23 protein-coding genes and 3 other annotated features are annotated in these 25,544 nt (G+C 36.1%); of the genes, 6 read left to right on the top strand and 17 right to left on the bottom strand.

The features are described from left to right. Positions 1–391 precede the first annotated feature (391 nt). Positions 392–1,006, top strand: a complete 615-nt coding sequence (locus I586_RS15800; protein ID WP_010763856.1) for a 50S ribosomal protein L25/general stress protein Ctc — start codon at positions 392–394, stop codon at positions 1,004–1,006. Between the two features lie 321 nt (positions 1,007–1,327). Beyond that, positions 1,328–1,648 carry a DUF960 domain-containing protein gene (locus I586_RS15795; RefSeq protein WP_010763855.1) on the top strand — a complete coding sequence of 107 codons (321 nt, stop codon included), beginning with the start codon at positions 1,328–1,330 and terminating at the stop codon, positions 1,646–1,648. Between the two features lie 63 nt (positions 1,649–1,711). On the opposite strand, the gene I586_RS15790 is transcribed toward I586_RS15795, so the two are convergent. The 6 genes from I586_RS15790 to I586_RS15765 all read right to left on the bottom strand — a co-directional run bounded on the left by I586_RS15790 (position 1,712) and on the right by I586_RS15765 (position 5,990). After that, on the bottom strand, positions 1,712–1,960 hold the full coding sequence (locus I586_RS15790; protein ID WP_010763854.1) for a GlsB/YeaQ/YmgE family stress response membrane protein: 249 nt from the start codon (positions 1,958–1,960) through the stop codon (positions 1,712–1,714). A 37-nt stretch (positions 1,961–1,997) separates the two neighbouring features. Continuing rightward, positions 1,998–2,468: an Asp23/Gls24 family envelope stress response protein gene (locus I586_RS15785; protein ID WP_010763853.1), complete on the bottom strand. Its 471-nt coding sequence runs from the start codon at positions 2,466–2,468 to the stop codon at positions 1,998–2,000. A gap of 37 nt (positions 2,469–2,505) precedes the next feature. Further along, on the bottom strand, positions 2,506–2,721 hold the full coding sequence (locus I586_RS15780) for a DUF2273 domain-containing protein (RefSeq protein WP_010763852.1): 216 nt from the start codon (positions 2,719–2,721) through the stop codon (positions 2,506–2,508). Between the two features lie 13 nt (positions 2,722–2,734). Continuing rightward, positions 2,735–3,298, bottom strand: coding sequence for an alkaline shock response membrane anchor protein AmaP (gene amaP / locus I586_RS15775; RefSeq protein ID WP_010763851.1), 564 nt, complete (start codon positions 3,296–3,298; stop codon positions 2,735–2,737). A 257-nt stretch (positions 3,299–3,555) separates the two neighbouring features. Continuing rightward, on the bottom strand, positions 3,556–5,205 hold the full coding sequence (locus I586_RS15770) for a peptide ABC transporter substrate-binding protein (RefSeq protein WP_010763850.1): 1,650 nt from the start codon (positions 5,203–5,205) through the stop codon (positions 3,556–3,558). Between the two features lie 62 nt (positions 5,206–5,267). Next, on the bottom strand, positions 5,268–5,990 hold the full coding sequence (locus I586_RS15765) for a gamma-glutamyl-gamma-aminobutyrate hydrolase family protein (protein WP_010763849.1): 723 nt from the start codon (positions 5,988–5,990) through the stop codon (positions 5,268–5,270). Positions 5,991–6,245: 255 nt separating this feature from the next. Beyond that, positions 6,246–6,476, top strand: a binding site (T-box leader). 147 nt (positions 6,477–6,623) lie between these two features. After that, positions 6,624–6,869 (top strand) — a binding site (T-box leader). Between the two features lie 67 nt (positions 6,870–6,936). Between I586_RS15765 and I586_RS15760 the strand changes: the two genes are divergently transcribed. The 3 genes from I586_RS15760 to I586_RS15750 are packed head-to-tail and all read left to right on the top strand — an operon-like array spanning position 6,937 to position 9,090. Next, positions 6,937–7,578, top strand: a complete 642-nt coding sequence (locus I586_RS15760) for an amino acid ABC transporter permease (protein ID WP_010763848.1) — start codon at positions 6,937–6,939, stop codon at positions 7,576–7,578. A 42-nt stretch (positions 7,579–7,620) separates the two neighbouring features. Beyond that, on the top strand, positions 7,621–8,256 hold the full coding sequence (locus I586_RS15755; RefSeq protein WP_010763847.1) for an amino acid ABC transporter ATP-binding protein: 636 nt from the start codon (positions 7,621–7,623) through the stop codon (positions 8,254–8,256). Positions 8,257–8,274: 18 nt separating this feature from the next. Then, positions 8,275–9,090, top strand: a complete 816-nt coding sequence (locus I586_RS15750) for an amino acid ABC transporter substrate-binding protein (RefSeq protein WP_034702834.1) — start codon at positions 8,275–8,277, stop codon at positions 9,088–9,090. A gap of 80 nt (positions 9,091–9,170) precedes the next feature. Here the strand turns inward: I586_RS15750 and I586_RS15745 are convergent, their stop codons facing one another. The 11 genes from I586_RS15745 to I586_RS15695 all read right to left on the bottom strand — a co-directional run bounded on the left by I586_RS15745 (position 9,171) and on the right by I586_RS15695 (position 24,578). Continuing rightward, positions 9,171–9,779, bottom strand: coding sequence for a flavodoxin family protein (locus tag I586_RS15745; protein WP_010763845.1), 609 nt, complete (start codon positions 9,777–9,779; stop codon positions 9,171–9,173). A 174-nt stretch (positions 9,780–9,953) separates the two neighbouring features. Further along, a complete protein-coding gene (locus tag I586_RS15740; protein WP_010763844.1) occupies positions 9,954–10,271 on the bottom strand; it encodes a rhodanese-like domain-containing protein in 318 nt (105 codons plus the stop codon). A 182-nt stretch (positions 10,272–10,453) separates the two neighbouring features. Beyond that, positions 10,454–11,920 carry a glycoside hydrolase family 1 protein gene (locus I586_RS15735; RefSeq protein WP_010763843.1) on the bottom strand — a complete coding sequence of 489 codons (1,467 nt, stop codon included), beginning with the start codon at positions 11,918–11,920 and terminating at the stop codon, positions 10,454–10,456. Positions 11,921–12,227: 307 nt separating this feature from the next. After that, positions 12,228–12,554 (bottom strand): hypothetical protein, encoded by a 327-nt coding sequence (locus tag I586_RS15730; RefSeq protein ID WP_010763842.1) that lies wholly within the window; start codon positions 12,552–12,554, stop codon positions 12,228–12,230. Positions 12,555–12,578: 24 nt separating this feature from the next. Next, a complete protein-coding gene (locus tag I586_RS15725; protein WP_010763841.1) occupies positions 12,579–13,235 on the bottom strand; it encodes a hypothetical protein in 657 nt (218 codons plus the stop codon). A gap of 63 nt (positions 13,236–13,298) precedes the next feature. After that, complete coding sequence (locus I586_RS15720) at positions 13,299–13,829, bottom strand: hypothetical protein (protein WP_010763840.1); 531 nt, start codon at positions 13,827–13,829, stop codon at positions 13,299–13,301. 10 nt (positions 13,830–13,839) lie between these two features. Continuing rightward, entirely contained in the window at positions 13,840–16,515 is a 2,676-nt protein-coding gene (locus I586_RS15715; RefSeq protein WP_010763839.1) for a fibronectin type III domain-containing protein, read from the bottom strand. A gap of 345 nt (positions 16,516–16,860) precedes the next feature. Then, the gene (gene abc-f / locus I586_RS15710) at positions 16,861–18,456 is read right to left on the bottom strand and encodes a ribosomal protection-like ABC-F family protein (RefSeq protein ID WP_010763838.1); all 1,596 of its coding nucleotides are present in this window, start codon (positions 18,454–18,456) and stop codon (positions 16,861–16,863) included. Between the two features lie 440 nt (positions 18,457–18,896). Further along, the gene (gene fosX, locus I586_RS15705) at positions 18,897–19,298 is read right to left on the bottom strand and encodes a FosX/FosE/FosI family fosfomycin resistance hydrolase (RefSeq protein ID WP_010763836.1); all 402 of its coding nucleotides are present in this window, start codon (positions 19,296–19,298) and stop codon (positions 18,897–18,899) included. A 153-nt stretch (positions 19,299–19,451) separates the two neighbouring features. Then, positions 19,452–21,965: a leucine--tRNA ligase gene (gene leuS / locus I586_RS15700; RefSeq protein WP_010763835.1), complete on the bottom strand. Its 2,514-nt coding sequence runs from the start codon at positions 21,963–21,965 to the stop codon at positions 19,452–19,454. A 293-nt stretch (positions 21,966–22,258) separates the two neighbouring features. Beyond that, positions 22,259–22,484: a binding site (T-box leader), on the bottom strand. 51 nt (positions 22,485–22,535) lie between these two features. Continuing rightward, the gene (locus tag I586_RS15695) at positions 22,536–24,578 is read right to left on the bottom strand and encodes a LysM peptidoglycan-binding domain-containing protein (RefSeq protein ID WP_010763834.1); all 2,043 of its coding nucleotides are present in this window, start codon (positions 24,576–24,578) and stop codon (positions 22,536–22,538) included. Positions 24,579–24,886: 308 nt separating this feature from the next. On the opposite strand from I586_RS15695, the gene I586_RS15690 reads away from it, so the two are divergent. Further along, the gene (locus I586_RS15690) at positions 24,887–25,543 is read left to right on the top strand and encodes a DUF1700 domain-containing protein (RefSeq protein ID WP_010763833.1); all 657 of its coding nucleotides are present in this window, start codon (positions 24,887–24,889) and stop codon (positions 25,541–25,543) included. Position 25,544: the final 1 nt, after the last annotated feature.

Here is a 25,544-nt window from a genome sequence, read left to right as displayed (position 1 = left end):
ATTTAAAAGACGTCTGTTCTTCCTTCACTTCCCTTGACTTAACTTTGGATTCGCGTTATGGTTGATATAGAAAGTGAATAAGGTTTCTCAAAAACAGCGTAATGACCTGGGAGAGAATAAGATATCATATGGAATTTCCCCCTGGATAATTGTGCACAATTATTCGGGATTTTTTGTTTTTGTTGCTCGTTTGTAGAAGCTGCTTGTTCGTTTCAACTTTGAACAGGAAAACCTTAGCTACGTTTATGCTTTTACATGTTTACAACTTGCGTCAACAAAACTCCTTTTTTCCATCATGTTGCGTTTTGTAGATAACCAAATATAAATTCATTTTGATTGATCTAGTATCACTAGCCTGTTTGGCTTTTAAATCAAGGGAGGAATTTAGGTTATGTCAGTATCATTAGAAGTTAAAGAAAGAGCTGTCCGTCCGCGTTCACTAAGAAATCAACTACGTCACTCTGGTCAAGTACCCGCCGTCGTTTATGGATTTGAAATTGAAAGTACTCCTATTTCAGTGGAAGAAAAAGAATTAACGAGAATTTTACGAGATAATGGTGTCAACGCCGTGATCACAATGACTGTTGGCGGTAAAAAAATCAATACATTACTGTTTAAAGCTCAATTAGATACTTTCACAAGCAAAATGAAACACGTTGAATTTTTAGCTGTAAACATGAAAGAAGCAACAGAAGTAGAAGCTGAAATCGTGCTTGTCGGCGAATCTGAAGGTGTAAAAGCTGGTGGTGAACTAGCTCAAAACTTATACAATGTTTTAGTTTCGGCAACGCCAGATAAATTGCCAGAACGTGTAGAAGTTGATATTACAAAACTTGCAATTGGTGATGCTATCACTGTCGCTGATTTACCAAAGAGTAAAGATTATGACATCATTACGGATGGTGAAGAACAAATTGCAGCAGTAGTAGAAGCTAAATCCGAAACAGAAGAAGAAAGTGTTGGAGAAGCCGCTGAACCTACAGTGATCGGTGAAAAACCAGAATAATCCACTAATTTAAATAGAGATAAAGAGGTTGGGTCATAAGTGTTTAACTTCGAGAAATAAGAAGCCTTCAACTCTTAGTGCTTTAGCACTTAGAGTTTGATGTGATCGAAGCGTAGTAATTACTTTTGCGCCCACCGTTTATTCAGATACTAAGAGCCTGAAATATAACTTTTTAGTTATGTACCAGGCTCTTTTTATACCCTAAAAAATAGATACCCTCCGCAAGCGTAATTGTTGCTTTTTTTTTGAAACTTGACAGAAGCCAGTTTCAGTTAAATAATGTATACTGTTGATATTAGATAGCTAAAGGAGGTCAAATAAATGGTTGAAAGTTTTGATAGTGAACGTAGTCGTTATGCATCCCTAGGTGTTGTGGAAAGCTTACCTGGTGCTTTGATCGACAGCATTTGGCTAATCATTGATTTAGATTTAAAAGGGGTCATCCCACTTACGAATATGCTGTATTTTGATTTGATAGACAATGGTGGGAAAGTAACAATTCATTTTTCTCAAGAAATCAGTGATGTTCAAATGGCTATTGATTTACCTTTTGTTTACTCTGATGAGTATCCGTCTCAGGTATTTGCCTTTGATGACGGTCATAAGGAAACGATTTTATTGCCTGCAGAAATGCTGGAATAACTATAAAAAAACAGTTCTACATCACTTTTATAAGCTGTGTAGAACTGTTTTTATTTTTTTATATTATGCCATTCGTTTAACAATAAACGAATAAATCGCAATACAGATTACTGCTCCGATTAAAGCAGAGATGATTGGAAATCCACCGATAATGGGACCGAAATTACCCAATAACATTGTTCCTATCCAACTTCCGATAAACCCAACGATAATATTACCGATTACACCACCAGGTACATCTTTTCCTAAAATTGCTCCAGCAATAGCACCAAGTACTCCACCGACAATCAATGACCAAATAAAACCGAACATAATTCCTCTCCTCCTCTTATTAGAATAAACCTACTTATTATTGTAATGTCCGTGTGTTATTTTCTTGTTTTTTCTCATTTTCATTCTCTTCTTTTTTCTTGTTTTCGAATTTTTCTTCATATTGCTCTTTTGACATGACATCATCTACATTCATATTGAATTCAATCACATCAAGACCTGTCATGTTTTTGACTTCTTCCGCTACTTTTTTCGTTGCTGTGTCAAAAACTTGTGCAATGTTTTTCCCGTATTCACCGATTACATCTAAGTCGATGGCTACTTGTTTTGTTCCAACTTCTGCACTAATGCCTTTTGTTGGGTTGTTTCCATTCGTGAATTTATCAGTTAAGTTTGTGATCGCGTTTCCGCTCAATCCTAAAATACCAGGAATTTCTGATACGGCGATACCAGCAATTTTTTTCACGACTTGATCGTCAAATGTTAATTTTGTTTTGATCCCATTTACGTTGGTTCCCTCAGTTGTGTTTCCATTTGCTTTGTTATCCATTGTCTTCTCAACCTTTCTGATTTTGATTCAATTTATTTTATCTTTCAAAAAAAGCTTGCACTGAAGCTAAAATTGAAGAGATAGAGCGTTTTTCATCTTGCGTTTTGCCAATAAAATAGCCGATTCCTGTTAAAGCGACAAGCAAAACGGTTTTCCAAAATCCAATCGTCATCAACAAGATGGCAATTAGACTGGCTAAAATTGTAAAAATGATTTGGTTGCGATAAGGAGCGACTGTCATTAATTTTTTCAACCTATTCCCTCCTTTAAACGACCCGAGATTCTTTTTTAGCTGTTGGCAATATTGTCGATTCTGATTTTTTCTTTTTAAAGATAACGTTTATTTTATGTGTTTCGACCATTGCCATTTGTTGCAACGCTTGCGGAATCATTTCTTGAATCTTTTTTCCTCTGCTTAAAAATTGCTGTTGTTGCTCATCCGCTATCGTAACTTCTACATCGGCTGTTTGGTTTTTAGTCAGCCTGACCTTTACCTGTACATTTTCCCTGTCAACAATTCCTTGTAACGACGATCTGGCAATCGATTCCAAGGTGCTTAACGGCAAATTCACCTGACCTGTGTCTTTTTTTAGATGTATTTGCTTTTTAGTGATTGGTTTGAATACAACCAGTAAAAATAGGAGCAATAATACTGCTAATACCGCAAAAAGAACGATTTGGTAAAAATAAAACAGCCAGTCATATCGAAATAATAGATCATTAAAAAATGTACTCACAACGCCTAAATCCATTATTTGAGAATATAGACCGGTGATTCCAAAAATACCAGCTACTAATAACAATGAAATAAGGCCTTTCATCACTCGCATAGATTTTCCCCTCCAACGTTGTTTGTCCTTTTGTAAAATTTTTTTTCTTCTCTATACAATTAATGTTAAACGCATTATTCAACAATTACAAAAGATACGCATGGTTTGTGCTAAATACCCACCATTTTTTTACTCTTTGTTTATCTGCCAACTACACGTGTATGTGGATTTTGAACACTATTTCAGGTATTAAAAAAAAGTGAGCTGTCATATAAAGGAACTACCTCTAATTGACAACTCACTCTATTAAATTTTCTCTACTGTTCTACATAAGCCAAACGATAGGATACCGTTCTTCCAAAAGGAAAAACTTGTAGTTCTTTTAACTGATCTGCTTTAAGGTAACCGATTGCTCCTTGATAAAGCGGCAAAACAGCAGCATCTTTTTCAATCAATGTTTTTTCGAGATCTTTTAACTTATCCCAACGTTTTTCTGGGTCATTTGCCAATGTGATTCTCGCATCATTCAACCCTTTATCATATTCGGGATTGTTATACCCTGCAGTGTTTAACCCGCTTTTAGAATCATAAAATTCCAAGAAGTTGATTGGATCTGCATAATCTGGTGTCCATGTACCAAAAACTAAATCAAATTCACTAGCAGTTTGTAAATCTAAACGATTTTGCAATGGGACTGATTTTAATGTGATTTTTAGACCTGGTAAATTTTGTTGTAACTGACCTTGAACGTATTCGATCGTCTTTTTAGCAAGGGCCGAATCCGCTGAGAGTAATTCTAACTCAATTTCATCTTTCCCTAGTTCTTTTTTAGCTGTCTCCCAGCTTTTTTGAGCTTCTTTTAAATCAAACGGTAAGAAATCACCATTCTCTTTGCGGAAGTCTTCATTATTTTTAGGATCTTTAGCAAAGTCTTGCGGTACAAAACCATTGATAGCAGTCGAGCCATCACCTAAAATGTCTTTAGCGAATGTTTCTTTATCGATTGCTTGTAAAATCGCTTTGCGAACATTTACATTGCCTGTCACTTCTCGTTTATGGTTTGGACTCAAATAACCAACCATCGCTTTAGGTGTAAAATGTGCCTGTGGTGACTCTTTATATTGTAGTGCATAAGTATCTGCTAATACAGTGTAATCTAAATCACCTGCATCAAAAAGATTTGTTCCTGTCCCAATTTCTTTCACTACTTGAACATCGATTGTATCAAGTTTTACATTTTTTTGATCCCAGTAATCCTTGTTTTTCGTTAATTTCCAAGTTTCTGTATTGCCATCCCAACCAGAAATCACGAATGGACCATTACCAACAAAATTATCTGCCGAAGTACCATAAGCATCGCCCTTTTCTTTGACGAATTTTTCATTTTTAGGCATAAATGGTGTTCCAACCAGTACTTGTGCTAGATAAGGAATTGGATATTCTAATGTCATCTCTACTGTTTGATCATCAATTGCTTTCACGCCAAGCTCATCCAATTTCGCTTGTCCTTCACGAATTTTTCGACCATTTTTGAAAATATCCATTTGATTGCTGCTACTTGAACCAAAGCTTGGATCTACAACATTTTTGAAGGCTGACACAAAATCCCCAGCGACAACAGGATCTCCGTTGCTCCATTTTGTCTCTTTTAATTTAAACGTATACACTAAACCGTCATCACTAACTGTTGGTTCACTTGCGGCAACAGCCAACTCTGGATCATGATTTTTATCCATACGATAAAGACCTTCTACCACTTGGCCAATCATGTCTGAGCTATAAACATCTGTATAATGCGCGCTATCTAATGTTGACAGCTCACCACCAGAAGCAACTTTTATCACTTGTGTCTGAGAGCTTTTATCGCCATCTGTTTTTTCCTTAGAAGAACTCGTGCCATTTCCCCCACCACAAGCTGTCAATAACAACCCTGCTGCCAAAATAAAAATACCAAACTTTTTCTTCATTTCCAAATTCCTCCTCTTTTTAAAAGCTAAACAAAACAAGTTGTTCTATAAAGCTTCCTAGTTTATAATTTTTCAACGACATAACGAAACACTTTCATTTCTTGTTCTAAATGATCATAAGCAAAATCTGGATGCCACTGCACACCTAAGAATGTCAAACTTGAATCCTTACTTTCCACACCTTCAATAATGCCATCTTCACTGAAAGCAGTGACTTTCAAATTTTTTGCTAACTCTTTAACTGCTTGAAAATGAAAGGAGTTGACCGTTGTTTTTTCTCCATAAATACTACGTAAAATACTTGTATCCTCTGTACGAATTTTATGTGTCGGAATTTCTCTGGATACTGGCACCTGCATATGCGCTATTTTAGTATTAGTCAAACTGCTGATATCTTGGTGCAGACTTCCACCAAGCGCTACATTCACTAGTTGTAACCCGCGACAAACTGCAAAAATCGGTTTCTTTTGAGCGACGGCTTCTTCAATCAATGCTAACTCAAATTGATCTCTTGTTTGTGAGAGTGCTGCTTCTTCAACTTGAATTTCTTCTCCATATAGTGCTGGAGATACATTTTGTCCGCCAGCTAAAATCAATTTATCGATTTGAGTGATATATGCCTTAGCCAAATCAGGAGAACCGACTGGTAAAACCAACGGTAACCCACCGGCATTTTGAACTGCTTTAATATATCCACAAGGAGTGTAACTAATCGGTAAATGATATAATCGTGCTCCTGCATCTTCAATCTCATTTGCTGCAATGCCAATAATCGGTCGTCTCAAACGACACCACTCCTTTTTACTTTCCGCTAATAATTGTAACTAGTTTATCAGATATATATAGGAAAGGACAGTACAAATAGAGTGCGTGCGATAGTTTTTGACTATCACCAGTTTACTTACTTTTTAATAGGAAACAACTATTTCTATTTTACCTCAACTTGACCTAATCGGTAACTTTTATGCTTAAAAACTATTATTTTCTGAATTTTCTAAACAATTAGTTGTTGACAAGATGAAAAACTGGTGTTAAAGTAATAAAAAACAAAGAGCAGAAGAGTACCTTTATTTTATTCTCAAAGAGAGTCTTTGGTTGGTGAGAAAAGACAGAAAGATAAAGCGAACCACATCTGGGAGTTAACTTTTTGAAAGGTTCAGTAGGAAAGTTCGGGTATGCCCGTTATAGCATTGGAAGTCTATGACTTCATGAGGTTATCGTTGTGAGGCGATAATAAAAAAAGGTGGAACCACGAATTTTACGTCCTTTGGCTGAATTGCCAAAGGATTTTTTTGTTGTTTATCTTGAACTAACTTAGTGTTACTTGGTAAGCACATCAGCCTAGTGACGTCACTCAATACTTTCACAACAAATAAAAACAACCTATTAAAAAATTTCAATTAGCTACTCTAATACAAACAAAACACATGATCGGAACAAGTAATCACAGACACTTTCCTGACAGAGACTTTTTTATTCGCTGAGAAAAAAAGCTGGAAACCTTTGATGAACACATCTGATTCAGTCATCTTCTGAAAAAAGTAAGTAGATGCGGCATTCACCGTTATCAGAAAAGAATCTTTAGTTATACTAAAAATTCCATGAGGTTATTATCGCGAGGTAATAACAAATTGAGGTGGAACCACGATTATTTCGTCCTCTTGGCTAACTAGCCAAGGGGACTTTTTGCATTATCTAAAAAAAATGAACTTAACAACTGGAGGAAAAAACATGGATTACATTTTAGAAATCATGCCGGCATTATTAGACGGTGCACTTATGACATTGAAAGTATTTATCTTCACACTTTTAGGCTCTATCCCACTTGGAATTTTAGTTGCTTTTGCGTTACAAACAAATTTCAAACCGTTGAATTTCTTGATCAATATCTACATTTGGCTTATGCGCGGAACACCTTTGCTATTACAACTTATTTTTGTTTTTTATGGTTTGCCCTTGATTGGTATTGTTTTTGAGCGCTATGATGCAGCACTTTTTGCCTTTATTTTAAATTATGCAGCCTATTTTGCCGAGATTTTTAGAGGTGGGATTCAATCGATTCCAGAGGGCCAATATGAAGCAGCTAAAGTTTTACGTCTAACTAGTTTTCAAACTGTGACAAGAATTATTTTACCTCAAGTTGTTAAGGTCGTCTTACCTTCCATCGGAAACGAAGTCATCAATCTAGTGAAAGATACTTCCTTGATTTATGTTCTTGGGTTGGGTGATTTATTAAGAGCAGGGAAAATTGCAATGAGTCGTGATGTAAGTCTATTGCCTCTAGTCTTAGTTGGCATTATTTATTTGTTATTGACAGCAGTCTTAACTCTAGCATCAAAAAAATTAGAAAAACACTATCAATATTATAAATAAGACTAAGCGAATCTTTTCAGCTTTTAAATTAGGAGGAAAATCATGTTATTAATTAAAAACTTAACCAAAAGCTTCGATGGTCGTCGAATCATCGATCAATTAAATTTAGAAATCAAAGATGGAGAAATCCTAACGATTGTTGGCCCTTCTGGTGGAGGAAAAACAACGTTGTTACGCTGTTTAGCTGGACTAGAAACCATTGATTCAGGTGAGCTGACAATGGATGGTGTACCGTTCAATCCAGTCGAAATGGATAATGCAGATCAAGTCGTGGGGATCGTTTTCCAAGATTTCCAATTGTTCCCACATCTTTCTGTTTTAGACAATATTACTTTAGCTCCGATTCTTTCCTTGAAACAAACAAAAGAAGCCAGTGAAGCCGAAGCAATCGACCTACTGACAAAATTTGGCCTTAGCGGTAAAGAGTCGCTTTATCCTTATCAACTGTCTGGCGGTCAAAAACAACGAGTCGCTCTCGCACGAGCACTTGCCATGAAACCCAAAGTATTAGGATACGATGAGCCGACCAGTGCACTTGACCCTGAACTTCGTCAGCAAGTTGAAGAAGTGATTTTAACGTTAAAAGCTCAAGGCATGACTCAAATCGTTGTCACTCACGATATGAACTTTGCTGAAAATATTGCAGATAACTTACTGACCGTAACACCAGTTCAGTAGAAAGGATGGTTTAAGATGATGAAGAAAAAATATTTATTGTATACCCTAACCGCCTTATTCCTTTTCCTAACAATAGCTGGTTGTGGTCGAAAGAAAACAGATACAGATCAATGGTCACGTATCCATTCTGAAAAAAGAGTCATTGTAGGTTTAGATGATTCATTTGTACCTATGGGCTTTCAAAATAAGTCCGGAGAAATTATTGGTTTTGACGTCGATTTAGCTCGAGCAGTCTTTGACCTATACGGCATCACTGTTGATTTTCAACCAATTGACTGGTCAATGAAAGAAAATGAATTACAAAATCAAACAATTGATTTAATCTGGAATGGGTATTCTAAAAGTGCCGAACGCGAAGAAAAAGTACTTTTTAGTGATGAATATATGAAAAACGAACAAGTTGTCGTCTCACTGAAAAAAAATAACATCAATCACTTTAAAGATATGCAAGGAAAGGTTCTAGGTGCTCAAAATGGTTCTTCTGGATATAACAGTTTTGAAGAGCAACCTGAAATTTTAAAAACATATGTCAAAAACCAAACAGCTATTTTGTATGATGGCTTTAATGAAGCCTTTATGGATTTGAAATCAGGAAGAATCGACGGATTGTTGATCGATCGAGTTTACGCAAATTACTATTTGTCTCATGAAGATAATTTGGCTGATTTCTCGATTGTGAGTGGTGATTTTGAAAGCGAAGCTTTTGCCGTCGGTTTACGAAAGTCTGACAAAAAATTAGCAGAAAAAATCAATAATGCATTTGCAGAACTCAGAGAATCTGGTAGACTTGCCGATATTTCCAAAGAATGGTTTGGAGAAGATGTGACAAAGTAATCGCTACTAAATCAATAGAACGATTAAACCCCTCCAAGAGAATCATCTTCTCTTGGAGGGGTTTAATTTTAAAGCTGCTTTTATTCGCCTAAATATTTACTTGTTACATCGACCAAACGTTTTGTTTGATCTTGAACTGCTGCTTTTACTTCATCAGCTTTCAACATATTTCCTTCGCCATCAACTGACGCACTCGTTCCATAAGGATTACCACCCGCTGCAAAAGTAGAAGGATTTACATATCCTGCTGGTACGATGATCGCACCCCAGTGTTGCATTACAGTATAAATTCCTTGAATCACTTGTTCTTGTCCACCGTTTGGATTTTGTGCAGAAGAGAATGCTGTGACAAATTTATTCGCTAATTTACCTTGTGCCCAAAGTCCGCCTTGTAAATCAAAGAATTGTTTTAATTGGCTGGCCATTACACCAAAACGTGATGGTGAAGAGAAGATATACGCATCCGCCCACAATAGATCATCACTTGTCACTTCTGGAATATCCGTACTTGCATCAACATTTTTACGCCATGCTGGATTTGAATCAATTGCTACATCTGGTGCTAGCTCATGAACTTTTCTTAAACGAACCTCAGCGCCATTTGCTTGTGCTGCTTCTTTAGCCCACTCTACCATTTGTGTACCTGTTCCTGTTGAACTGTAATAAGCGATTAATAATTTTGTTGTCATGATTTATTCCTCCAATAACTGTTGTTTTCTTATCTATATTTACATACTAACAAAAAGTAAGTAAACTTACAAGAGAATTTACTTACTAAAAATAAGTTTTTTTATTTCTTCTCAATTTCTGACTATATTTGCAAAAAAGTCGCAATAAGCTGTCTGCTCATTACGACTTTTTTCTTATCTATAACTAGTAACTTTATTTTCGCCATCCCAGACTGACATACCTTCTGATACTGAAACTACATTGTATCCATAATTCTCTAGAAAAGAACAGGCATGCTCAGATCGTACACCATGCTGACAAATAACATAATGAGGTTGGTCATGATCGATTTCCGCCATTGCTTCTGGTAATGTGGACAATGGATAATTTTTAGCGGTTACGATATGGCCAGCAGCAAATTCATCTACTTCTCGCACATCAATGATTGAGACTGGTTCGTTCACTGTTAACTCGATTAATTTCTTTAATTCTTTAACTGATACTCTCTTCATTCTAGTAATTTTCCCCCTGTAGCTTTTTCAACACACTGACTACTGATACTCTATTCTGTAATCAATAAATTCGCTTCATTAGCAGTATACCACTGTTTCTTTTTACTACAACTTTTTACGTGCATTTTTTGAAATTCATAAAAAAAACTTACTTCAAAAGTTTGAAGTAAGTCCAATTCTTCTTAATCTTGTGCGCCATTTGCTGCAATTACTTTTTTATACCAATAAAATGACTGTTTTCTAGAACGCTCTAAAGTTCCATTTCCTTCATCATCCATATCAACATAAATAAAACCATAACGTTTTTTCATTTCACCCGTTCCTGCTGAAACTAAATCAATACAACCCCAAGGTGTATACCCAATCAATTCAACACCGTCTAATTCGATCGCATCACTCATTGCAGCGACATGTTTACTGAAGTAGTCGATTCGGTAATCATCTTGGATCGTACCGTCCGCTTCAACTTGATCAACTGCACCAAAACCATTCTCTACAACAAATAATGGTACATTATAACGATCATACAGTTTACACAAAGAAATACGTAAACCTAACGGATCCACTGCCCAGCCCCAATCAGATTCTTGTAAATAGGGATTTTTGACAGCAGGCATTTGGTTACCGCCCACATATTTTACTTCATCTGGATTAGATGCTGAAACGGTCGACATATAGTAGCTAAAGCCAATGTAGTCAACAGTTCCTTCTTGAATGAGTTTATCATCTCCAGCTTCTTTTTTGATTACAATATTTTCCCGTTCGAATTCTTTCAGTTTATGCGCTGGATAGTACCCCTTAACTTGCACATCAATATAAAATTCTTGCTCACGATTAAATTGGATTGCTTCCATCACATCTTCTGGATTGCAACTCATTGGATAACTTGGAATGTAAGCCACCATCATCCCAATATTAAAGTCTGGATTGATTTCATGACCTACTTTCACCGCTTTAGCACTCGCTACGAATAAATGATGTGCTGCTTGATATTTTGCTTGTTTATCATTTTGATGAATACCGATTTGAGTCCAACTGCGTAAGAAATTGATTTCATTGAATGTCATCCAATACTTCACCTTATCTTTGTAGCGTTTAAACAAGGTTTCACAGAAAAACAAGAAATAATCTATTACTTTTCTACTTGACCAACCATCTAATTCATCTGCTAAATACATGGGAATATCAAAATGATTGATTGTCACGATAGGTTCGATTCCATAGCGAAGTAACTCATCAAATACTTTATCATAAAAAGCCAAACCTTCTTCATTGATTTCCATTGTTCCTTTTGGACAAATTCTAGACCATGCAATCGAAAGTCTAAAACATTTAAAGCCCATTTCAGCAAATAAAGCAATGTCTTCTTTGTAATGATGGTAAAAATCGGTTGCTACATGGCTTGGATAGTATTGATCAGGATCAACATAACCAACTGCCCCTTCTGGTAAAGCGGCTCCTCTTGTACATGTTTCGATTTTGCCTTCTTTTGTTTTGTAAGTAATCATTCTTGGTTTTGTATGGCTGCCTCCTGTAATGGCATCTAAAGTACTTAGTTCTTTACCACCGGAAAGATAGCCACCTTCGTATTGGTTAGCTGCCGTTGCTCCGCCCCATAAAAAATTTTCTGGAAATCCTGATTTACTCATTGATCATTTCTCCTTACTCTACTTTTTTAGAAACACTAAATTGCTCGGTACATGATTTTTACTGATGCCAGAACACCGTCCGTTAAAACGAGAAAAACCATAATAGCGTAAACATGACAAGTCCTTGTCATCCTACTCCATTATGGTTATGCCTGAAAATATCAGTTACATTCCGTTGTCTTTTATTATACCACACAAGAAAACGCTGTCAATCCGAGTTCAAAAATAGAGAACAAAAACCGGACAAACTGAATAAAAAGGTTGTCCGGTTCAAACATTTATATACGTATGAAAATATAAAATTTTCCTACACTTCTTTTCTATGTGCTTTCCATCTATTCACGAGTAAATAAATCATTAGTAGAATCAATCCAATTGGCGTGATTTTTTCTACGATACTACCCATATTAGGAAATCTTCTTAGTTCTATGTGCGTTTGCTTTGGTTGTGCTAGTTGTGCTAGTTTTGTACCTGTATCTGCTTCTGATTCTTTTGGCGGATGAGAACTAGTTTGATTCCCACCGATTTGCCCATAAATTTCTACATCTGTTGCTGCATAAGCAGAACTTTGTAAAAAAATCGTACCGCTCACCAAAAGAATCAATGTAATGATGTGACAACTAAATCGTTTCATTGTTTATCACAGCCTTTGATTAAATTATGGCGTTACACCAAGTGTTGTACCATCTTTTTGAATTGATGTAAATTTCAATGTCAATGTGTAATCTTCTGCAGTTGTTTTTTGATTAACATCTGCTGGTAAGTTCGCAACTGTTGTACCTGTATAGTTAAATTTTGCAGAATTAGCATACGTTGAAGCAGCATCTGTCTCGATGTTCAAACGTCCATCTTTATTTGCTAAACGCATCCAAACAGGGGAACTTGTCAAGTCAACCAATGCATTTCCGTCAACCAAGTTCGTCGCTACAGGCGCTGCAACTAAACCATTGCCTTTAGCATTGATCGTTAGTGTATCAACATACGTTGGTGTTCCGACCATCTTATTCAAGGTCACTGCAACACCACGTCCAGAATTGTTCACAATACTGTAATCTGCTGATTCAATATTTTTGTGTGCACTAGCTGTTGTTGTGTGGAATGCTGTAGCAGTATCAACAGTAACGTTGATCCACTCATCAGCCCCTTCTGGAATAGCTGTATCTGGATTTTTGTTATCTAATTTACCGATTGTTCCGTTAATAATAACGTCCGCTGAGTTTTCCCCATCAATTGTTTGAGCAGAAGCCAGTTGTGTTAACCCAGATACGCTTAAACCTAGCATCATTGCAGCAAGTAAAAAGTTTGTTTTCTTCATATTGTTTCTCCCTCTTATGTGTGATTGATTTATTTTTAACAGAAATCCTGTTAAATAACATTATTAATTGTTGACGCGAATTGTAATACCAGCTTGTACTTGTCCACGTTTTTTATTTGTTTTTGAATCATAAATGTCAAATGTGGCTGTTGCTGGATGATCTCCTTGAGCAATTTTTTTATCTAGTTTTGCTCCGTTTATTTCATAACCTGGTTGAATTGCACCAGAAGAATAAATTTGTTCATTGTTGCTGTCTAAACGAATCACTACGTTGATAGGATAACCGTTTTCGACGGGATTTTGAATGTACAGGCTGCCTTCACTGTCACCTGTTTCAAATACGGCCTCTGACTTGATGACCATATTGAATTTGCTTGCATCAACAGCTTTTTGTTCTGCTGCTTTCACTTCTTTATCACTCATCTTTTTGGCACCTTTTGTTTCTGGTAAATAGTCCCCGGAAACAACTTGAACAGGTTCCGTTTTAGTAGAGAAATAATAGTATAAACCGCCAGCTGATAATACAAGTAACAATAACAATAATAGTAGCAGTAGTCGTTTCTTTTTCTTCTTCTCTTCGTTTGTTTTATCCATAGAATTCCTCTCATTGTCCATCTTTTTCAACTTTAAATGTCATTTTATAGGTTGGATACACAGCCTGCTCCATTGGATTGAAATATCTACCCTTTAGACTCAGACTTTTTTGTTCGTTGGCTTTTAAGATCACGACCGATAGCGGATTATTGACTAAGTCACTCGTTAAAAAGAGTGGGCTCGACTCATTATTATCCACAAGTAACTGTAACGCCAGTTCATTCTGCCCTGTGTTTCCAGAAAGGTTATCTAGTAATAACAATTGGTTTGCGTCTGTATTTTCCTTGGTCAGATTCGTTATCGATAGTTTAGTCGGTGTGTTTCCTTTATTTATAATTGGATAGTCCGCTGAACTAACTTTCCCTTCATTCAAAGTTCCTAAATCTTTATTTTCTGTCTGAAAAGCCATTTCAATTGGTACTTCCACCTTAATAATTTCCGTTACCGTTTGAAATTCGGTTAGAGGTGTCATTGCTAAAACTACTTCTTCTCCGTGAACACCTGCAACTCTTACACGAACATAATACGTAACATCTCCATCAAGGTCTTTTAATTTCGTACTAAATTTTTGATTCTTATCTCCCGAAAGATCCGCAATTTGGGTGCTTGTTTCAGTTTCTGGAAAATCTTTATTTTTACTATATTCTACTGTTACTTGTCGATACTTGGCACCAAAATCTGCTGGTTGATCGGGTATTGCTGCGGCTTCTCCGTTTGAATAGTCCGTCCACTTCCCTGAATCACTTGCCAGTTCGCCATTGATAAATGCAGTAGTTGTTGTGACATCTGCTGTGAGATTACTTAGTTGCGGTTTAGTAGCAAATAATTCAGTATCCGAAAACGCGCTTTCCCCAGCTTGATTGACCACCATCATTTGAGCCCAATAGAGAGTATTTGGATTTAGACCATCCACTACGACATTGTAATGTGACTTTACTGCTGTGTTTATCTGACCATCAAATGAATTTAACGTAACAATTTGCCTTGCATTCCTCAAATCATTTGCATCATCTTCATCAGAAAAAATGAAGAATTTTACTTCAGTTGCTGGACTTCCATTATTCATCGAACTTCCAGACAATGAAATAGAAGTATCCGATGCCTCAAGTGCAAATAATTCTAATTGATCTGGAACATCTATAAATTCACTAAATACAATTTTCTGTGAATTTTTTAAAGCAAGTAGTTCTGATGCATTAAATGGATCGATAGAAGTTGCTATATTCGTAAAATTCGTTCCTTGTGCACTCAAATCTGAAGCTTTCTTCACTATCTCTTGTTCCGGTGTGCTACTTGTTCTGCTTGAGAATGTTTCTATTTTTTGTAAATAGTTACTTGTAAAAGATAAATTATTTACCCCATTCGCACCATTTAGTCCAAAAGTTCCAAGACTAGTTCCTGCAAACGAAGCTTGTTTTACCTTATCCATAGTGAGAGCAAAGGTGCTAGATGAGGATGTCGTGAAGACACTGCCGTTTTCAACATCAATTGAAACGTCAGCATTTTCCCCTATCGACATTCCTCCCTTAGCTGTATAAAGGTTAATCGGTAAAGGTAATTTAAAATTCACTTGGGCATTTTCTTTAAAATCGAAAGTAACTGGCTGAGTCAGGTTTGCAGCAAAGAAACGATTTTTTGAACTTGTTGATGCTAGTGTCACTTTATCCAAATTAAAAATACCATTTTTTTCAACGATATAACTTGGTGACAAACTACCATACATCACATTTCCATTCGTTTGTATATCAAGTTGAGCATTTTCCTTCACTACAATTTGGGAAGTCCCTGCGTGTGGATTAGCCGAGGTAGTACTGGTCGACCAAATAAACGCTTCTGTTGTTCCAGCATGTTTGATTGAAGTATGACCGCTTTGAATTTCTACGTAATTGATTTCTGCCCATTCCTGGGAATATGTATTCGTTCCTCTTTGATCGATATTGTTTTGCCCTCGCATAATGACCGACCCGTTTATGTTATGAATCATTTGACCATTTGTTGAATAATAATCAACACCATCAAATATAAATGTCATATTAGCAGCTGATCCTCCAGATAAAATACCATAATAGCCTACTGCACCAGAGCCGTCACTGTTTCCAAACTGTGTATTACGAATCTCAATTACCGCATTTGCTTGATTCGCATAAAAACCATTAGTTGGTGAACCCCCTTTGTTATATGTAACAACGTGATTAGCACCATCAATGATCATTTGATCTTTAAGCTGAAAACTATTTGATCCTAAATCAATATTAGCAGTCAAACGAAAGTTTAGTTTTTGACTATCTTTTAAATACTCTGTTAATGTAGCAGCTGAATCAACTAACCAAAAGCCGTCCGCATCTTGTGCAGCATCTAGCCTTAACATTTGTTTACTATTTATTTCAGATTTATTTTCATCTATTGAATTATTTATACTGCTATCGTCTGTTATTTTTTCACTTTCGACAGTTATTTCTTCCTCGGAGGATTCTTGCTCAACAGAGGAATCGTCGATTGGTAGTTCTGACGATTCAGAAACCGCCTCTTCTTCCGTAGACTCAGTCACCTCAGTCGTTTGTGAACTTTCTTCTGTCGAAGAGCTTTCTTCAATAGAATGCGTCGTTTCTATAGCGTAAGACCAATCAATCGGAAATATCATTAAGATAATGAAGCTAATAAAAATTAAATGAATACTTTTTTTCACGACATCCTCCCCTACTTTTTTCATAGAAATCAGATTTTAAAATCTTCATCCCTCTATCATTGTATTGTAATTTCAAGTAAAATTCAATTTAATAACAACAGTTTTTTTATTTCCATTATTATTTTATTCATTTTAGATTAATTTTTTTTAACTTTCTATACATTATTCACCATTTAAGTGCATTTGTTTTATATTTCAAAATCATTAATTTTTTTTAAAGATCTTCAATTTTCATATCGTTTTTGACCTTTTTATGGCAATAGTAAAAAAAATTATCACGGAACAGGATAAAAATTCCTATCATTTTTATCCTGTTCCGTGATATTTCTATTTATTAAATGATACTTATTCGATTATTTCTATATATTGGCTTGTTACTTTCTCGATTCTCTGTTGCCCAACCAGTAAAAACGTATTAAACATTTTTTGTAAAAAGAAGCGATCATGTGAAACAACCAGCATAGTCCCCTTAAATGCCTCTAGCATTTCCTCTATTTCCTCTCTCGTTTCAATATCCAAATGATTCGTTGGCTCGTCTAATACCAAGAAATTAACTTCATTTTGCATAAGTTTTGCTAGTTCTAAACGAATTTTTTCACCACCACTTAAAAAACGGACCTGCTTCATCACGTCATCACTATAGAACGAATACTTTGCCAAAACGCGTCGACTGTCTTGTTCTGCTAATGAACACGCATTGTTGAATGATTGTAAAATAGTTTCTTTGGGATTGTCATAGTGAATCACTTGTGGTAAGTAGCCCACCTGAAGATTTGTCCCATGTTTGATTTCACCGCCATCCACCTTTTCTAGTGACAGCGCCAGTTTTAATAAGGTGCTTTTTCCTGTGCCATTTTCTCCTACGATAGCTGAATGTTCTTGCCAAAACAATGAAAAATCTACCTTATCAAATAATAGGCGGTCGCCATATGTTTTACTGACTTCTTTGAATTGAAGGACTTCTTTTCCCGAACGATTCGTTTCTTTGAATGTTTTATTCATTATTGTTGTCTCTTCATTTGGCTTTGGAATTCTTTGAATTTTTTCTAAACGCTTCTCTAGCTGCTTTGCTTTTTTGAAAAATTTCTCATTATCTCCTTCATGTCCCCATTGGCGAAAACGTCGAATCGCCAATTTTATTTTTTGTATTTCCTTTTGTTGTTGCGCAAAGTCTTTTTTTAGTTTTTCAATTTTTTCTTCCTTTTGACGTTTATAAGAAGAATAATTTCCTTTGTATTCCTGTAAAGTTCCATCTTCTAATTCTACAATTTTTTCTACCGTTCGATCTAAAAATAAGCGATCATGAGAAACAATCAAATAAGCTGTTTTTTCATGAGTCAAATAGCCTTCTAGCCAAGCAATTCTTTTAGCATCTAGATGATTGGTTGGTTCGTCTAATAATACAAGATCATTTTCTTGTAATAAAATTCTTGCTAGAGTAACGATTGTTTGTTCTCCACCACTCAACTGAGCAAATTGTTTTGTTAACAAATGATCGATTTTCAAGCCGTTTGCAATCATTTCTAATCTATTTTCTATTTCGTAACCGCCTGCTTGTTGGAATTCTTCTTGTTTTTGTCCATAGCGATCTAGTAATTTATCTAAATCACATTCTGGTTGTGTCATTTGTTCCTCTATTTGTGTTAATTGCTTTTGAATGGAATTTACTAATGTAAAAGTCTCCAGCAGATATGCTTTCACCTTTTTCTCATAAGCTTTTGGCATTTGCGCTAAGTAACCAATACGACTATTTTTTTTAGAGCTAACTGTCCCTGAGTCAACATTCTCAGCACCCGTTATGATTTTTAAGAGTGTTGATTTACCTGATCCATTTGTACCAATCAATCCTATTTTTTCTCCTTTATTTATTTGTAAGTTTAACGCCTCAAAAAGTGGCTCTGTTCCATAATTTTTAGTTATTCTTTGCAGTTGTAGTAACATGTTTTCCTCATTCTGCCATTCAGACAGATTAAATATATGAAACAATCTTCTCTTTTATATACGTTTTAAAAAATAGCATGCACAAAAAAAGCTGAACAAAATTCCTCGTTCAACCTTCATTTTACTACTTAATTCAAAATATACACTGATTCTCTAATTGAATTTCGTGAAAGAAATTCTTTTTTCTTGTTATATTATGACTGATTCGTTTTAAGTAAATAAGTCTGAATGGCCTTTTTATTTAATTTTTTATCTCTTTTTGGACACACTTGTCCCTTGAGATAAAAAAATGGAAATAATGGCATGACAAAAAGCTAGGTATGTTATTATATATGAAAAACCTGCTGTTATTTTTGGCATGTCGACCATTGTACTTATTCACCTCCTCGTCATTTCTTGTACACATTGTAGCATGATACATTATTTTGTGCAAAGTAGGATTATTTTGATTTTTGTTTATAGCACCTCAATCGCTCATCTAAAGTACCTGTATGTAATTCAAATAAGTGATGATCAAAATCATAAAAATAAATGGCGTTTGCTTCGCCTTTTACTCTTGTACGTCCTTTCATTATTTCCAAATTTAGTGAATTGATTTTTTCCATATAATAATCGTACTCTTCTTCCTCAATTTTGAACGCGATATGATTGTAAGTTTTACTAGGAAGAGAATCGCCTTGCATGATCGCTATCCACAACTCACCAATTAAAAAAAATTTTTCTTCCGCTACTGAATATGTATCTGCTCCACTTGAATAAATTTCTTTAGCATCAAAAATTGTTTCAAAAAATAAGGTTGCTTTGTCTAAATCATGCACAATAAATGTTATGTGACTGATCATTTCATTTCCTCCCATGCTCTCAATTCTATAGTGTAATAAGGTTACGTCAAAAACAAATTAAGAAGCAACGGCTTTTTTACTAGCTTCTATTTTAAATGCTAAAAGGCTGGAATGTAACTCACAGAGTTAGATTCCAGCCCAATTTTTATGTTATTAATTTGCTACAATGTTCACCAATTTATCTGGAACGACAATCACTTTGCGTACCGTCTTTCCTTCAATAAATGATTGAATTTCTGCGGTAGCTAGCGCTTTTTCTTCTAGTTCTTCTTTACTTAGCCCTCTAGTGATGTTTAGCTTTGCCCGAACTTTCCCATTCACTTGGAAAACGACTTCGACTTCATCTTCGATCAATGCAGCTTCATCATAAGTTGGCCAAGGTGCATTCGTTAAGCTCTCTTCATTTCCAAGAATTGCCCATAACTCTTCACCAAGATGTGGTGCAATTGGTGCGAGTAATTGAACAAACCCTTCAATGTATTCGTATGGTAAAACATCTACTTTATTTGCTTCATTTACAAAAACCATTAATTGTGAAATTGCTGTATTGAAGTGTAGATTTTCCATATCTTCTGTTACTTTTTTGACTGTTTGATTATATACTTTAGTCAAACGTCCATCGTTGATCGTAGTAATACGATCACGCATTTTATCATTTTCATCGACAATCAAACGCCATACACGATCTAAGAATTTACGACTTCCTTCAAGCCCATTTTCACTCCATGCAATAGATGCATCAAGTGGACCCATGAACATTTCATACATTCTTAGTGTATCTGCCCCATATTTTTCCACAACATCATCCGGATTGACAACGTTTTTCAACGATTTACTCATTTTAGCTGGCGCTTCTTCAAGCTCTTCACCTGTTTCGATGTTCACCCAAACGCCATCTCGTTTTTCAACCATATTTGTAGGAACCAATACACCACGATTATCACGGAAACTTTGGCCTAAAATCATTCCTTGATTATATAGTTTTTGATACGGTTCTTTTGTTGGTACAACACCGATATCGTACAAGAATTTGTGCCAGAAACGAGCATACAACAAATGAAGTACCGCATGTTCCGCTCCACCAATGTAGATATCTACAGGTAACCAACGTTCTAATTTTTCAAAATTGGCAATTTCATTTTTGTTGTGTGGATCGATATATCGTAAGTGATACCATGAACTTCCTGCCCATTGTGGCATTGTGTTGGTTTCACGTTTCCCTTTTTTTCCAGTTTCTGGATCAACTACATTGATCCATTCAGTAATATTGGCAAGCGGTGATTCTCCAGTTCCACTTGGTTTGATATCATCTGTTTTTGGTAATCTCAACGGTAAATCAGATTCTGGGACAGTTGTCGTTGTACCATCTTCCCAATGGATCACAGGAATCGGTTCCCCCCAATAACGTTGACGAGAGAATAACCAATCACGTAAACGATACGTCACTTCTTTTCTACCACAGCCTTTTTCTTCTAACCATTGGTACATTTTCTCGTTGGCTTCATCCTTTGTTAGGCCATCTAAGAAGTCGGAATTGATATGTGGACCATCGCCTGTATAGGCTTCTTTCGTAATATCGCCACCTTCAATGACTTGAATCATTTCGATATTAAATTTATCAGCAAATTCATGATCTCTTTCATCATGAGCAGGTACAGCCATAACAGCGCCAGTACCATAACTTCCTAAAACATAGTCCGCAATCCAAATTGGTATCTCTTTGCCATTCACTGGATTGATTGCATACGCACCTGTAAAAGCACCTGTTTTTGTTTTAGATAAATCGGTACGATCTAAATCAGATTTTTTACTAACTTCTTCTTGATATGCAAGTACTGCTTCTTTTTGTTCTGGCGTTGTGATATCCTCAACAATTTTTAATTCAGGTGCAACGACTAGATAGCTTGCTCCAAATAGTGTATCTGCACGCGTTGTGAAGACCGTAATGGTTTCATTACTTCCTTTGACTTTAAAATCAACATTCGCACCTTCAGACCGGCCGATCCAATTGCGTTGCATATCTTTAATATTTTCAGGCCAATCTACTAAGTCTAAATCATCAAGCAAACGATCTGCATATGCTGTAATTTTAAGCATCCATTGACGCATTGGTTTTCTAACAACATCGAAACCGCCTCGTTCACTTTTCCCATCAATAACCTCTTCATTTGAGATTACTGTTCCAAGTTCTGGAACCCAGTTAACAGCAACTTCCGCTTCATAAGCTAAACCATGTTCATATAGTTTTGTGAAAATCCATTGTGTCCACTTGTAGTACTCTGGATCTGTCGTATTGATTTCACGATTCCAATCGTAACTAAAACCTAATGAATTAATTTGACGTTTAAAGGTTTCAATATTCTTTTTCGTAAATTCTGCTGGGTCATTGCCTGTATCTAAGGCATATTGTTCTGCTGGTAAGCCAAATGCATCCCAACCCATTGGATGCAAAACACTGTATCCTTGGCTTCTTTTCATTCGAGATAAAATATCTGTTGCTGTATATCCTTCTGGATGCCCTACATGAAGCCCTTGTCCTGATGGATAGGGGAACATGTCTAGCGCATAAAATTTTTCTTTATTAGGATCATCATGTGTTGTAAAACTATTATGCTTCGCCCAATATTTTTGCCATTTTTTCTCAATTTTCTTGTGATCGTAACTCACGTTTTTCTCCTCCTATTTAGGTAGCTTTTATTCATTGTATTTAGTGGCGATTTAACTTTACTGCCATTGTACGCCTTGTATTGTTCATCATCTACTCTGGCGTAGCCTGGCTTTGATCATTTAAGACCTTAATGGTGATTTACTTACATCTCTTAACTTTTTTAGATCTAGGCTTTTGGTGATTCACTAGTAAGGTTACTTCGCTCCCTGTGGTCGCCAAGTATTGTTCATCATCTACTCTGGCGTAGCCAGTCATAGTGATTCACAACAAAAACGTCCTACAGGAAAAACTCCTATAGGACGTATAATTGACAACGTGGTACCACCTAAATTCGCTTGTATAGATACAAGCCTCAGCGCTGTAACGGCCGCCACCGATTTTACTTAGTAAAGTAGATTTTTTCTCCTTGTTCAGTAAAATAACTCAAAGGCGAGTTCGAAAGCTTCTGTGCGTATTTTCACCAACCATACGCTCTCTAAAACATGGTTCTTTCTACTATTCCTTTTCACTGTTTCAATATCTATCATGTGGTATCATACTACCAAATATTTCAGTTAATTTCAATCGTTTTATTTCACTTTCAGTTTCTGACCAATATAAATTGTATCACTGGATAAGGCATTCAATTGTTTTATTTTTTGAACGCTAGTTCCATATGTTTGGGACAGTCCCCATAACGTATCGCCATTTTTTACAGTGTGAGAGCCCGCTGTTTGACTACCACCTTGATTATTTGATGTGCTCGTTGAACTTGATGAGCCACTTTGACCTTTTTTCACAATTAGTTTTTGGCCTGGGAAAATAATATCACCATTTAAATTATTCCACTGACGTAAATTTGCAATGCTTACGCCATTGGCATTGGCTATCGCCCATAATGAATCACCTGATTTTACTGTATAGTTGCTATTCGAAGTGCCAGCGTTATTTGAACTACCAGTATTTCCTGAAGAGCTGCTGTTACCGCCATTCGTATTACTGCCTCCTGAACTACCAGATCCTTTTTTCACAACCAATTTTTGACCTGGGTAAATAATATCACCGTTCAGATTATTCCACTGACGTAAATTCGCAATGCTTACGCCATTGGTATTCGCTATTGCCCATAGTGAATCGCCTGATTTTACTGTGTAATAAGAGCTTGTTGTTCCTGTATTGCTAGAACCACCTGTATTACCGCTATTGCCTCCAGTGTTCCCGCCTGTATTGCCCCCACCAGTACTGCTAGAGCCTTTTTTCACAATCAGTTTTTGGCCTGGATAAATTATATCACCACTTAAATTGTTCCATTGACGTAAATTAGTAATACTAATACCGTTGGCGTTAGCTATTGCCCATAATGAATCACCTGATTTTACTGTGTAATAAGAGTTTGTTGTTCCTGTATTACCAGAACCACCCGTATTTCCACCTGTATTGCCGCCTGTATTACCGCCACCAGTACTGCCAGAACCTTTTTTCACAACTAATTTTTGGCCTACATAAATGACATCACTAGACAGTTTATTCCAACTTTTGATATTCGCGATAGATGTACCGTATTTGGCAGATAATCCCCATAAGCTATCACCAGCTTTTACTGTGTGTGTCACATCTTGGCTACTTGTTCCGCCTGTGTTGCCACTGCCTGTATTTCCACCTGTATTGCCGCCACCAGTTGAAGGGGTATCATATTGTGTCAAATTATACGTAGTAATAATATTATTTAATTTTGTATTATAGCTAGGATCTGTTGCGTAGCGACCTGTTAACCAAGCCGTTGCATCTCTGTATGAACTTGTATTGCTTTTCCACGCACCTGAATAGTAATATACACCAGCTTGAAAGGTTGTATTTTTTAAAACATAGGCATTGTCACTAAATGATTCTGAATAAGAAGGATACTTTCTAAATGCAGCATCTACTTGAACCCATTGCCCATTATACACTTCCCAAGTTTTCATCGTAACAGATTGACCTTGATAACTTCCTTTTATACCAAATAAGTTATGATTTGGTGCTGCTGATAATGTGCTTCTTCCCCAATCACTTTCAAGAATTGCTTGAGCCATCATCACAGATGCGTATAAATCGTTCGCTGAAGCAACTGATCGAGCATGACCCGCTATATCAGCGATAAAGGTACTTGGGCTGATGCTTCTAGTTTGTGATAATGCTGCTGAGCGCATCATAATTTCTGGTGCTGTTGTTTCTTGTGTTTCAGTTGTTGAAGAGTCTGTTGATTCAGTTGATTCTTCAGTCGGTTCAGTTGTCTCAGTACTTTGCGTTGTTTCTGATGTATTTAATTCTGATGATTCTTGTGTTTCAGACGTTGCTTCACTGGATGTTTCTTGTTCTGTTGTCTGAGTTTCTTGTGTCATCGAATTGTTAGTGTCAGTTGTCGTGTCCTGAACGACTTCTGTATGTGTAGGTGTATCTGAGTAACTTACTTGTGCACTTGAATTTTGGTCTTCTGCAGCTTCCGCTATTTTTGGAGCAGCGATTGGGGCTGCGATCGAAGATACGACGATTGCTGAACTCAGCATAGTGGTCCCTTTTTTTAACTGATCGTAAGCAAGCTTGTTCTGTTCGGCTTTCCTCCGCTCTTTCCTTGTTGTGTTGTAGTTCTCCATAATATGTCCTCCGAATTTTCTAAAAAAAGTATTCTTTGAATTACAGTATACCCTTTTTTAAAAGAAAATAGAAATTTTTTTTATTTTTTTCTTCCCTAATATACAAAAAAATGTGTTAAACATTTCTTTCTATTTTCATTTTTTGATTTTCCAATTCTTTCATGATTCATTGAAACTGAACTAGGTCTCAAGTCTGATTTAACTCTTTACCTTAGGCTGATTTTTTGATTCAGGACTTGTTATTACTTCCAAAAAAAATTATAGTGGAGAAGAAGAAGTCAGATTGTAAAATGAAATGGGGGAAAAAGATGAATAAAGAGCACTTTTTAATTGAATTGAAAATCTACTTGAAGCCTTTGAGCAGTCAGCAGCAGTCCTTTATCTTGAATAAATATGAAGAAATTTTTAAAGAACGTTTAGCGAATGGTGAGACAGAAGAACAGATTGCAAAAAGCTTAGGCAAACCAAGAGGAATTGCAGAAGAAATTTTACAAGAATTTGATATCACTGTTCCGGAGAAAAAAATTGAACGAGGAGGCTGGCAAGAAATTCAGCCCGTAGCCACGAATGATTATTATTATGAAGAGGCACCTGAGCATCCTTATGATTATACCTATCGTACTGATGATCGACCTCATCACAATGGCTTTGTCCGCTTTTGCCAAGTAGCGGGTGTCCTTTCACTTAACTTTCTTTTTATGTTTTGGATGATTTTTACTGCTATTATGCTTTTATTTTCAGGTTGGTTGGCAGCTGTACTATTCTTATTTTCACCGATCTTAGGAGGGATCTCAGTTTTCGCTGGTTTTAATGATGGGACAATGTTCCAACTGTTCCTTAGTTTATTCCTTTGCGGTGCTGGTATTATCGGGTTATTGATTTTGACGCCCTTAACAAAATTCTTTGGAAAAGTCCTGAAACATTACCTACAATGGAATATACGTGTTTTAAGAGGAGAGATTTAGT

This window comes from Enterococcus moraviensis ATCC BAA-383, from assembly GCF_000407445.1.
Taxonomy (GTDB): domain Bacteria; phylum Bacillota; class Bacilli; order Lactobacillales; family Enterococcaceae; genus Enterococcus_L; species Enterococcus_L moraviensis.
The sequence above is the reverse complement of the archived record's forward strand: the minus strand, read 5'-3'. Positions and strand labels throughout refer to the sequence as shown.

Coding starts and splice junctions, on each gene's coding strand:
- I586_RS15800 (WP_010763856.1), top strand. CDS start 392: ATGTCAGTATCATTAGAAGTTAAAGAAAGAGCTGTCCGTCCGCGTTCA.
- I586_RS15795 (WP_010763855.1), top strand. CDS start 1,328: ATGGTTGAAAGTTTTGATAGTGAACGTAGTCGTTATGCATCCCTAGGT.
- I586_RS15790 (WP_010763854.1), bottom strand. CDS start 1,960: ATGTTCGGTTTTATTTGGTCATTGATTGTCGGTGGAGTACTTGGTGCT.
- I586_RS15785 (WP_010763853.1), bottom strand. CDS start 2,468: ATGGATAACAAAGCAAATGGAAACACAACTGAGGGAACCAACGTAAAT.
- amaP (WP_010763851.1), bottom strand. CDS start 3,298: ATGCGAGTGATGAAAGGCCTTATTTCATTGTTATTAGTAGCTGGTATT.
- I586_RS15770 (WP_010763850.1), bottom strand. CDS start 5,205: ATGAAGAAAAAGTTTGGTATTTTTATTTTGGCAGCAGGGTTGTTATTG.
- I586_RS15760 (WP_010763848.1), top strand. CDS start 6,937: ATGGATTACATTTTAGAAATCATGCCGGCATTATTAGACGGTGCACTT.
- I586_RS15755 (WP_010763847.1), top strand. CDS start 7,621: ATGTTATTAATTAAAAACTTAACCAAAAGCTTCGATGGTCGTCGAATC.
- I586_RS15750 (WP_034702834.1), top strand. CDS start 8,275: ATGAAGAAAAAATATTTATTGTATACCCTAACCGCCTTATTCCTTTTC.
- I586_RS15745 (WP_010763845.1), bottom strand. CDS start 9,779: ATGACAACAAAATTATTAATCGCTTATTACAGTTCAACAGGAACAGGT.
- I586_RS15740 (WP_010763844.1), bottom strand. CDS start 10,271: ATGAAGAGAGTATCAGTTAAAGAATTAAAGAAATTAATCGAGTTAACA.
- I586_RS15735 (WP_010763843.1), bottom strand. CDS start 11,920: ATGAGTAAATCAGGATTTCCAGAAAATTTTTTATGGGGCGGAGCAACG.
- I586_RS15730 (WP_010763842.1), bottom strand. CDS start 12,554: ATGAAACGATTTAGTTGTCACATCATTACATTGATTCTTTTGGTGAGC.
- I586_RS15725 (WP_010763841.1), bottom strand. CDS start 13,235: ATGAAGAAAACAAACTTTTTACTTGCTGCAATGATGCTAGGTTTAAGC.
- I586_RS15720 (WP_010763840.1), bottom strand. CDS start 13,829: ATGGATAAAACAAACGAAGAGAAGAAGAAAAAGAAACGACTACTGCTA.
- abc-f (WP_010763838.1), bottom strand. CDS start 18,456: ATGTTACTACAACTGCAAAGAATAACTAAAAATTATGGAACAGAGCCA.
- fosX (WP_010763836.1), bottom strand. CDS start 19,298: ATGATCAGTCACATAACATTTATTGTGCATGATTTAGACAAAGCAACC.
- I586_RS15695 (WP_010763834.1), bottom strand. CDS start 24,578: ATGGAGAACTACAACACAACAAGGAAAGAGCGGAGGAAAGCCGAACAG.
- I586_RS15690 (WP_010763833.1), top strand. CDS start 24,887: ATGAATAAAGAGCACTTTTTAATTGAATTGAAAATCTACTTGAAGCCT.